This is a genomic window from Halorubrum aquaticum (genome assembly GCF_900113615.1).
In the GTDB taxonomy this organism is placed as follows: Archaea; Halobacteriota; Halobacteria; order Halobacteriales; family Haloferacaceae; genus Halorubrum; species Halorubrum aquaticum.
Genome location: NZ_FOPZ01000004.1, coordinates 127,245 through 139,370, shown reverse-complemented (window position 1 = coordinate 139,370; position 12,126 = coordinate 127,245). Strand labels below are relative to the sequence as shown.

The following is a 12,126-nucleotide window of genomic DNA, read 5'->3' as shown; positions in this document are numbered from 1 at the left end:
TGTTGGTAGTCAGCGACACTCAACTCGAGGTTCGGCAACTACTGTGAAGCGTGAGGCTTCCGCTTGCTATCGGTCATGTGGAGACAGACTCCAAAGGCGAGATCCGGAAGTCGTCGGTGTGGTCGTCGTGGTACGCAAGCATCCGGCAACTCCACCTTCAGTATGGTAGTTCAAACTATTATAGTTCAAACTATTATTATTTAGACTCTAATTACGAGGCACATATATACCTCCCACCCTGACTGGAGGTATGGATCAGTTCGTCAATCGCGTCGATGAACTCGATCGGTTACAGACGCTCTATAAGAGTGATGCTGCGGAACTCGCGATCGTCTATGGACGTCGCCAGATCGGCAAGAGCGAACTCGTCCGCCGATCGATCGCTGACCGCGACGATGCGGTGTACTATCAGGCGGTCCAAGGAACGTCGAGGACACAACTCAGGCGGTTCGTCGAGGCAGCAGCGACGACGTATCCAGATATCACGGCCGTCAAAGAGGAGTGGGAGCCGCTCTTGGCGTACCTCACCGAGAGAGACGCCATTATCGTCATCGACGAATTTCCGTACCTTATCGAATCGAACGACGGGCTCCCGTCGATCATACAACATTTGTGGGATACGGCCGTCCACGAAAGCCAGGCAACGCTCGTACTCACGGGATCTGCGATCGGCATGATTCATACCCACGTCCTCGATGGCGGTGCACCGCTCTACGGCCGGGTGTCCCAGACACCGAACGGCCGCCTCGAACTCGCCCAGCTGCCGTTTCGCACCGTCCACGAGTTCGTGCCGACGTACGATCCCGAAGAGCGGGTGTTCGTCTATGGCGTCTTCGGCGGCACACCCCGATATCTCAGCCCGCTCGATCCGTCACAGAGCCTCGGAGAGAACATCACGCGGCTGCTGTGCGATCCGGATGGCCCACTCCACGACGAGCCCGAAACCGTCCTCCAAATGGAGCTCAACGAGGTGAACACGTATTTTTCCGTGCTCGAGTCGATGGCTAGCGGGAACCGTCGTCGAAACGAGATCGCTCAGGGGGCTGGGATCGAGAGCACCAACACGTCGTACTACTTCGACCGGCTGGAAACGCTCCAAATCATCGAGAAACACTATCCGGCACTCTCCGACCCGGCACGCAGCAAGCGGACACGATACCGGATTCGAGACCCTGTCTTCCGGTTTTACTTTCGGTATCTCTACGGCCGCGAGGGGCAGTACGAACTCTACGGCGAGAACGTCTATACGGATCTCATCGAACCAGAATTGCCCGATTTCGTCAGCGAAACGTTTGAATCGCTCTGTCACCAGGCGGTGCCGGCACTCTATTCAGACTACCAGCTCACACAAGTGCCAACCCAGTGGTGGTACAAGAGCCGGGAGGTGGATATCGTCGCGCCAACTGACGAGTCAACGCTGATCGCTGGTGAAGTGAAATTCACGAGTACCCCCCTCAGTTATGCTGTACTTTCGGATCTCGAAGACGACGTGGAGCACGTCGACTGGACGCCCACGGGGGGTGGTGAGCCGACGTATGAATTCGCCTTGTTCAGCCGCTCCGGGTTCAACCCCTCCGTCGAAGAAGCCGCAGACGAACGTGATGACCTCCGCCTCTTCGATCTGTCCGATACCGTTGCCGTTCTCGAGAATGGACCCTCTCACTGAGCCGAATATTGCTGACGGAGCCAGTCGACGCCCATTGGTACCGTGACGGCCGAAGGCTCCCGGTCGGATCACGAGACATCGGATCGTCGTCGGCCCGAAGTTTCTATTCTCCACGCGTCAACTCGCTCGCCTGCTCCACGTTCGCGGGCGTGTTCACGTTCACGCGCCCGCCGAACCGCACGTTCAAAGCCTCGTAGCCCGCCCGTGCCAACGACCCCACGCCCTCACTCTCGAGACCATCGAGAATGAAACCCATAGACGGTGGGCCAGACGCAGTCGGTAGCGGGTGCTCATGAATCGTAGATCCTGATCTGTCTCTCCCGGTGTCGAAGAATTAAAACTGCTGTTTTGGAGGGCAACGACATCCACAACGGAGATACACGATGTGAGTCTTAACGATTGTGGTTACCTACTCTCTTACTCGCTCGCGGCTGGCATCGCTTGGCAAGTAGGGGATGGACTGTTCTGATGAGCCGCATCGACATTGGGATTTAAAAACACAAATTTACTTGGAAAAATAACCTTATTCATGAAAATTAGAGGCCAGATATTTTACAGACAGCAGATTTAGTCAGGGCTTGATGATCTTCAACGACACATTGAGACAGACGAGAAAAACGTCTTGATCTGTATTACTATATACAGATCTACCCACTGATGGGGTTAATGGTGGCTGATAAACGGGGGAAAATATTGCGAGTAGAGACTCATAGAACGACGAGCTTCAACTCTCATCGCTGTACTGAGGACGGAAGATCTGCGAAGTTCCTGAAAACACCTCCTGTCGACAAACGCCTTGTCTGTATAAGCGACTGTGAACCGAGCAATACAGCTCTACACGATATTGGTCGTCAATACCAGTCGATACAAAAGAGAGTGGTTACTGCTGGTCAGGACTCTCTGTGTCTCCTTGCCGAGAGTGGGGTCGGCTCATGACGACGACACGCAAGCAGTTTAATGCGGTCTTTTTTTCGTGTCTCATGATCATCTCGATGGTCGGTGGGTCCGTCGCCTTTGGTGGTCTCGCAACGGCGGCCCACGATTCGACCGTCGAAGGAAACGATGGAACGCTCACGAACGAGGATCCGGGGTCCGAACAGAACACGACCAGTGAGTCCGAGAGTACAGGCACTGTTCAGTCGGACATCGTCGTGGCGGCCGATCCAGCAGTAGGTGATTTCGATTCGATCCAATCGGCGATCGATGATGCGACCGACGGTGACACGATCGAAGTTCGTCCGGGAACGTACACGGAGGCAGTCGTCATCAGAAAGAACATCTCGCTTATTGCGCCGGATGGAGCAACGGTCGAGAACGAGTCGATCGACTATCCAGCAGGGATCCAAGTGTTGGGGCCAGCCACGCCGACTATCTCCGGATTCACCATCACAGGATGGAGGTCGGGATTCAGCGCGGGAGGATCCGAGGGTGCGTGGACGCTCCGGGATACCATGATCACGGATAGTGAATTCGGAGTCGGTGCTGCCGGGACGCCAGCCTCGTGGACGGTCGCCAACGTAACTGTGACTGATACACCGACCGGCCTGGTCGCATTCGAGAGTACCGGTGACTGGAGCGTTCGTGAGTCGACGTTCCGGCGGACCGGCGGAATCTCCGCGGACGACTCTACCGGCGACTGGACGATCTCGCGGACCACCGTCCGAAACGGCACCGACGAGGAAGCCATCAACGCCGAGGATTCCACCGGTCAGTGGACGGTGGCGAACGCGACGTTCGTCGACAACGAAGACGGTATCCGGGCCGTCGGAGCGACGGACGACTGGACGGTTCGGGACTCGACCATCGACGGCGCGACGAACAACGGTGTCAGCGCCGAAGAAACCGACGGTGACTGGACACTCGACAGCGTCACCATCAGCGAGACGGGCGGCGCCGCGGTTGATGCCACAAGAGCCGAAGGGCAGTGGACGATCAAACAGTCACGACTGCGAAACGTTTCGGGAGCGGGTGTCGTCGCAGACGAAGCGACGGAAGGCAACGCCACACACAACTACTGGGGCGCGTCTGATGGACCAAGTGGTAATTTCAACGGCTCCGGCGCTGCGGCCTTCGAGAACGTCGTCATCAGCCCGTTTTACACGGACGCCGAGCTAACGACGCTCTCCGAGGAACCACCCGCAAGAGAAGTGACCATCGAGCACGATCCGTCCTCCGGAAGTACCAGCGGCATCGGAGGCGATCCGAAACTCGTCGCTGAGAAGCTCAACATCGTGCCCGGAGGCAGTGAATCTTCGATCGCCGTGGGTGGTGACAGTTCCGTCGCGTTCGAGATCGCGAAACCATCGACTGGTCAAACGGTGACCGTCGAACCAGAAGCCGGTGAACCGACGGTTTCTGCTGAATCGATCGGATTCGGGATTTACAGTGGCGACGGAACGATTGGAGATTCCGCCACCATCCTTGCTGACTCGACGCGAATCAACGTCTCCGTCTCCGGTGACACTGGAATGTTTGCCGATGGTGTCGCCAACGACAGGACCGAAACGTCCGATCCGTTCGCCGAGTACGAAGTCCGATTGCTACGGGACGGCGACGTCGTCGACTCGACTGAGCCACGGTTGATCGGTATCGGATACAACATCGGCGACGGGATCAAGCAAAACGCCACGGCTGGTGAGATCGAATTCAGTATTCCCCGCGAAAACCTGAACGAAGGGATTGACTCCGAGTGGGTTGCCGCATTCAGTCTGGGCAACGATATCGAGTTTGCGCCAGTCGAAGTCGAGAACGAAGCGGGCGATGAGACGTTCAATTTCACCGTTGATGTCAGTGATGTGCCGCCGGGCGAGTACACGTACCGGCTCGAGTTATACGACCACGACGGATTACCGGGCGGTGGAGAGTTGGACGACCGGGTGATCAATGTCTTCGGCGTCGATGAAGTCGTGGTCGAATCCGAGAACGTGGTCGATCCTCCAGTCTCGATCGAACACAACCCTGGTTCTTCAACGATTAGCACACCAACCGGGGACGGCAGTGTGTACGCAGATCAACTCGACATCTTCGTCGACACCGACGACCCGGTCACCTTCGGCGGTGAAGGCGATCTGCGGCTCCGGGTCGTCGATCCCGATACCGGGGACGCCGTCACGTACACGCCGACGAACGACGCGCGGACGGTTCCACTCGATGAGATCTATCGGCTCGGCTTCCAGAACGACGGAACCGGCGAGCCGCAAGCGCAGATTCTTCCGTTCCCCGACAGTGATTCTGCGTTGAATTCCGACAATATCGACGTAACCGTCGAAGGAGATACGGGTATCTACACTGACGGGACGTTCAACGAGTACGTCGTCGAGTTGGTTGATGAGGAGGGAGACGTCATCGATAGCACCGACGAACGGCTCGTGGGAATGGGCTATGAGGCAACGTTCGAACAGAACGGGGACATCGCCACCATCACGCGTGATCCAGCCGTCGGTGAAAACTGGACCGTCGAATTCCGGGTCGTGGGTGATAACCGTACGATCCCACCTAGTGAACAGATCATCGATCAGGTCGAGATCGATCACGCAGATAGCGATGGCGAGTTCGAGATCCCGTTGAACGAACTCGATGTGGATCCGGGTGAATATCGATGGGATCTCGTGATCGTCGACGAACAGCGGGCGGAGTTGGACCGTGAGCGGATCATCTCGCTCAGCGGGAGTCCACAGACAGGAAACGGAGTCCGTATTCGAGAACCAATCGCGAATGAACAGCTCGAAATCACCAATATCAACGCGGATGGAACCGTCTCTGCGGGAGAGATAATCGAGATAAACACTACCGTCAGAAACACCGGAGAAATAGAGACAACACAAGACGTCACGTTCACCGTAAACGATACTCTCGTCGAAACGAGAGACACTATTACACTTGGAGCCGGTGAGACTCAACAGCTTACATTCACGGCGCCAACCAACGAGGTCGACGCCGGGAAGACGCTTCCATTTACGGTCGAAACTACCGACGATGACGGGTCCGGGAGTATTGAAGTGTTGAATGAGTCGGAATTCACGGTCTCGCTCGATTCAAACGCCACTGAGACCACACTCACTGAGGAGACGAATCTATCCGTCGTCGTTGAAGTCGAGAACGTCGGCGGCGTCTCCGATTCTCAGACGATCGCCGTGGATCTACTGAACCAAACTGAAGACGGAACCAGAACCCCCGTCTCCGGACCGCGTGAATCCGTCGAACTCGACCCCGGAGAGAACACCACGATCGAAACCACGGTAGAAACCGATGGGCTTGCTCCGGGAGCGTACACGATCACGACCTATTCCGAAGATGTCGAGGACAATCTCGGCGTGACGATCCGCGACGAACCCGAACTTGAGTTGGCGATCACGGAGTTCAACGATTCAGTCGTTGCCGGCGATACGGTGAGCGTCACAGCGAACGTCACGGACATCGACGACACCACCCATGGAGAACAGCTCGAGTTCGTCGTCGACGGTGAGATTGTGGAAACGCGGACTATTGAACCGAGTACAACCAAATCAGACTACGACGTCTCGGGACAACGAGGAATCGCTCTCGCCGAAGACTCCATCTACGTAACCGAAAACGGAGACATAGTAGAGATCGACCGCGAGACTGGTGATATCGTCTCGCAATTTGCCGCGCCTGACGGCACTCCTCGTGGGCTCACGTATGCAGACGGCTCACTCTGGTTTACCGACACGACGGATGCCAACTTCGAAGGCGGGATCGTTGAACTCGATCCCGAGACTGGTGCCGTTCGATCACAGATCACCAACGACCGATACGATCCTAGCGACCTCGCATACGAAGACGGGTCGCTGTGGGTCCTCGAGGTCACGTCCAATAGCGTTCGAGAGTTGGATCCAGACACGGGCGAACAACTCTCACAGTTCGATGTGGGAGCTTCACTCGATACGACCAGTCCGAGGGGGCTTTCGTATCAAAACGAAACGCTGTGGGTCGGCACCAGCGATACAAACGAACTCGGACAGTTTACGACTGATGGGAGACTGATCCAGCGTACCGGCAAGCGTGTGACGGGTTATCGAAGCCTCGCTTCCGATGGGAGAGCATTGTACGGTCCCGATACGGACGGACATCTAACCGTTCTCCGTCAGTTCGATGATTCCGATCCCGTCTCGAGAGAGCAGCCGACGGAGAGGTTCGTGTACCAAACGAACGAGTCGGACGTCCCGGAGATCACTGCTGCGGTCACGAGTGAATCCGCGAACGATAGCGTAACCGTGTCTGTAAATGAGCCAGCAGGGTCGGATCCGACGGACCAGCTTGTCGTTGATAGCATTCAGGGCCCGAGTACGATTACACAAACACAGCGGCCCTCCGTCTCTGCGACGGTCACGAATCCCACGTCAAACAACACGACAGAATCGGTTGCGTTCGGGTTTGACGTCGATCAAGACGGCACTCTCGAGACGATCAGCACGCGAGAACTGACGCTTGCGCCAGGAGCGAACACCACGGTCGGATTCACTGCCCCGACTTCCTTCGACCCTGGTGAATACTCGTACGGCATTATTGCGGCAGACGAGACGCAACGGCAGGTGACGGTGGTCGGTGAGGAATTCGAAACGGCCGTGTCGACTGGTGACCCACACCTCGTGACGTTCGACGGGGTTGCTTACGACTACATGGCGGCCGGCGAGTACACGCTCGTCCGGGAGCCGGCGGGATCGCTCGAAATTCAGGCTCGTCAGGAGCCGATCGACCGTAGTAACTCAGTCACGATCAACACGGCGCTCGCGACGACAGTCGGCGGAGAGTCAGTCGTGATCGACGTGACCGATTCGACGCCCGTCCAGATCAACGGTACACCCACCGAGATCAGCGATGGTGAAGCAGTCGCCGTCGGCAATGGAACGATTGAGCGTACTGGAAGTAGCTACGCGATCGTCTATCCGGGCGAAGATGACGACCCCGGCCCAACCGATGAACGAGTCGTAGTCGACGTCTTCGACAACCGGATCGACATCGAAGTCCGACTCGATGCGGATCGAAACCGCCCGGTCGAGGGCATCCTCGGCAATATCGACGACAACAGTTCGAACGATATCGCGCTCGCGAACGGGACCGTGGTGTCGAACCCGTCCAACTCCAACGAGCTGTACGGGTCGTTCCGCGATGACTGGCGAGTCACCGAGAACACGACGCTGTTCGAGTACGAAGGTGACAACGGTCCGGAGACGTACTACGACCCAACGATTCCCCGTGGTAGTTTCACGGTAAACGATATCGATCCGGACACGCGTACCGAAGCAGAACAGCTCGCAGCAGAAGCCGGCCTCACACCGGGCACGTCGGCATACCGGAACGCGCTCATCGATTACGCGTTGACGGGTGACGAGAGCTACTTCTCCTCAGCGCAACAGCAGAACGCGAGTACCGATATCAACGAGACAGTCACGCCTGACCGGCCACCCGAACTGAACGGGTCGAACACGCTGTCGGTGACGGCGACGAACGCGAGCGGTGACATCGTTCCCGGGGCCGAAATCAAACTCTACAATGACAGCTTCGTCATTCTGAACAGCCGACAGGCCAATCAGAGTGGTATTGGGTCGTGGTCCACGCTGACTGCCGGCGAGTACAACGTCGAACTGTACGGGCCTGAGGGTTCCTTCTGGGGCAGCACAAGCGTCACAGTGGATAACGGCGCGAGCACGACGGTTCAGCGGACGGCTCCGCGGCTGTCGCAGGTCACGCTTGAGGGTGATGAGAACGGCGACGGTGGCTTCTACGGTGGTCAGCCGGTTACGATCAGCCCGGAGGTTCGTAACGACGGTCCCGAACGTCCCGTACGGGTGCAGATCCATGTGGATACGAATAACGACAACTCTGCGGAGAAGAACGTCTTTCGGGGAGGCTTGGGGACGAACATCTCGTCCGATGAAACTGGGTTCTACGGCTATGAGTATGATCCGTCCACGAATGGAACGAAGCAGGTGCGGGTGGTTACCGAAGCATACCTCAATAACGAGTGGACAAAGACTGATGATAGTAAATTGTCTGAGAGTCTTAAAGTTGAACACAATATTGTCGGGTACGATCCCCAGAATCAGACGTATAATAATATTACAACTAGCATAAATACTCGAACAAACCCCTCGGCATCTGCTTCTCTACCGAATGATGTTCGAATATCGAATGTATCCTTACCAGGAATGGATTATACAGGTGGAAAAAGAGTTATAAATTCAACTCGCAAATATCCGTGGAGCCCGGTCGGGGAATTAGTGCTTTGGAATAACCGTGGGAATAGCCCTGGTTACAGGGAACAGGGACACTGTACAGCGACTATTATTGATGAAAACCATATTATTACTGCCGCACACTGCGTGTATGGTAGTGACTATTCAAGAGATTCACTAATCTCGAGTGGTCAAAGAATATGGGCTACAGAGGCAACTAAACCAGTAATAGAAGATACTGATGAAATTAGATTTGTGCCAGGGAGCAACAAAAGCAATAATATTGCGCCGAATGCGAGGGTAACTTACATACAAACCTACAAAAAGTGGACAAATAAAAAGAAGAGAACCCACGATTTGGCAGTGTTGACAATAGACGATCCTAATGGAGATATTAATGAGACAGTTATAGACAATCTTAATGGAAATGTCAACAGTACATTAGCATCCGAAACTGGAACATTTGGTTATGAAAGCTACTCTGAGGATAGCCCAGTATATGGCGCTGAAAACAGCCTCTTCACCGATAGTTCAGTTGATGACGTACATGCAACTGGCTATCCAAAAAAAGGCCCTTACGTTGCTAGAGACAAAGCGGGGTATCCAGAGTCCGAACAGTGGGACATAATTGGTGATGGCCAAGGCACCTCTCCTTGGACATACGGAGATTGTAGATCTAATAATATGTGTCATCAATTAGCCACCAGTGGACCGCTTGATGAATCGCTTTACGGAGGACAGAGTGGTGGGCCGGTGTGGAAGGATTCGGAAGGTATAAACGCCAAACCAGAAATAATTTCTATTCTGAGTGCTGCTCCTTTCATTCGGGGCCCAGCCGATGCGATAAAAGATAATATTGCTATTCGTATTAATGATAAAAAGTATAGTGATATTGGGGAAATGATCAATAATGGTTATGAGCAGATTCCACAAGAGAATCCTGTGTTGGATCTACCCACACAACCGGATGGTGACGAGTCCGGCTCCGCCACCGGCGATCCACACCTCACCACCTATGACGGCGTCGCCTACGACTTCCAGGCCGCCGGCGAGTTCATCCTCACGAACGACAGCGACGGCAGCCCGCACGTCCAGGCTCGCCTCCGGCCGGTCGCCGATCGAGACGTGAGCGTCATCTCGGCGGTCGCGACGGAACTCAACGGGACGACCGTCACCATTGATGCTCGCGACGAACAGATGCTGACCGTCGACGGGATCGCACGCTCGCTCGAAACCGGAGAATCCCTCGCGGTCGGCGACGGGGAGATCTTCCGGACGCCAGAAACGTACATCGTAGTCTATCCGGGAGCAGACGGCGACGTTGACGATGGTGACTCACGGCTGGAAGCAACCGTCGCGGGTGATCGTCTCGACGTGGTCGTCAAGCCGAACCGAACTGCCGTCGATTCGATGACGGGACTCCTCGGAAGCCCGGACGGGAACCCGGACAACGACCTCATGCTCGCGGACGGGACGACGCTGTCGACCTCTCCGTCCTTCGAGACACTGTACGGACAGTACCGCGAGGACTACCGCGTCACGGCCGAGAACTCCCTGTTCGATTACGACGCGGGTGAGAGCGCGGCCGGGTTCTACGATCCGAACTACCCGTCCGATCCGGTGACGGTCGACGATCTCCCGGCAGATGATCGTGAAGTGGCGATCGAGGCGGCGACGAACGCCGGACTCGAACCCGGAACGGCACAGTTCCGTGACGCAGTTCTCGACTATGCGCTCACCGAGGATCCGTCGTACCTCGCGTCCGCGTCGATGGCGGCAGACGAGACGGAAGTGACGACTGATACGACGTCGGCTGAGACAACGCTCACGGCACCGGAACTGACCGTCGAAGCGGGTCAGGTGACGAGCGAAGCCCAGCCACTGGACGTTACGGTCGGAGCCGACCATTCTGCTCCTGACGACGTGCGTGTCGTGATCGCCAACGGAACGCAAACCGTCCTCGAAAAGAACGTCACGGGCGCCTTCGAGAGCGAGGAGACGATCTCGTGGGATACGACCGTTGATGGCGAGCCGGTCGCCGACGGGGTGTACACGCTGGGCGTCATCGCGACCAGCGAGACCGGCGTCAGGAACACGAGCACTCGCGGTCTGCTCGTCGACAACACGCCACCGTCGGTGACGGTCGAGACGAATGACACAGATCTCAACGCAACTGTCGATAACACGACCGTTGCGTTCAGCTACAACGATACGGCCGCCGGGGTTGACCCTGATTCAGTGAGCGTCCTCGAGGACGGCACCACCGTCACAGAGAGTGCTCGGGTCAACGAGAGTACCGTGAGATACGAACTCACCGACCTCGAACCGGGTGACAACCGGACAATCGAAGTCCGTGTTGCGGATGCCGCAGGAATCGAGACGAATCAGACGGTCTCTGTAACAGTTGCGACCGACGACGACTCTTCGGAAAGTGATGCTGATGGTGGCGGTGGTAGTGGTACTACTGGTGGTGGCGGTGGTGGTGGCACTACTGGCGGTGTCGGTGACACCACAGATGGTCAAGACGGCGACCTTGAGACACCGGACGGCCCGTCGATATCGACCACGAAGAGGGCAACGATCAGCGATACGGAACCCACGACTGCTGGAACGACCGTCAACGTCTCAGTCGGTCCACTCGAATGGGTCCGGTTCGGTGCTACTGAGATCGATGGATCGCTAACCGTTGGCGTCTACAACTCTACACCAGCACGCGGTCCACAACTCGCTGCTGACCAGCCATTCATTACTGGCGTGGATATCGGGACACCAGAGAGAGTGGCCAATCGGTCTGCGACTCTCCAACTGGAACTCACAGAAACGCAACTGAAAACCGTCAGCGCCAACGTTTCGACCAACGACCTCGTTGTTCTTCACGCCAGTTCGGGTGACGAGACGTACGAGCCGATCGAAACGGAGACGACGAGGGAGAATGGTCGTGTGGTACTGACTGCTGAAACGGATAGCTTCTCACGCTTCATCGTCACAGTCGATGATGACGCCGGTGAAGATGTCGAAGAACAGTCTTCGGACGCCGAAGAGTCATCGACTACGGATGAAACGGACACCGGGGAGCCATCGACTACGGATGAAACGGGCACTGGCGAATCATCGACCACAGATGACTCGACAGCAACAGCAGAAGGTGACACACCAGGTGATGAATCAACAGAATTCCCGCTCTCCAGAGTTGGGCTCATCATGGTAGCGTTTGTGCTCACCCTCGCGGCCGTGTTTGTGGGACGGCAAATAAAGAAACGGTGA

The 12,126-nt window shown here is 56.3% G+C and carries 2 protein-coding genes; both read left to right on the top strand.

Annotation, left to right across the window (positions count from 1 at the left end):
• The first annotated feature begins 250 nt into the window (after positions 1 to 250).
• Positions 251 to 1,666: an ATP-binding protein gene (locus F3H10_RS05265; RefSeq protein WP_149783782.1), complete on the top strand. Its 1,416-nt coding sequence runs from the start codon at positions 251 to 253 to the stop codon at positions 1,664 to 1,666.
• Positions 1,667 to 2,598: 932 nt separating this feature from the next.
• On the top strand, positions 2,599 to 12,126 hold the full coding sequence (locus F3H10_RS05255) for a VWD domain-containing protein (RefSeq protein ID WP_149783781.1): 9,528 nt from the start codon (positions 2,599 to 2,601) through the stop codon (positions 12,124 to 12,126).

What these genes read in the sequence shown, in the direction of transcription:
- F3H10_RS05255 (WP_149783781.1), top strand. Translation starts at nt 2,599, where the DNA reads ATGACGACGACACGCAAGCAGTTTAATGCGGTCTTTTTTTCGTGTCTC.
- F3H10_RS05265 (WP_149783782.1), top strand. Translation starts at nt 251, where the DNA reads ATGGATCAGTTCGTCAATCGCGTCGATGAACTCGATCGGTTACAGACG.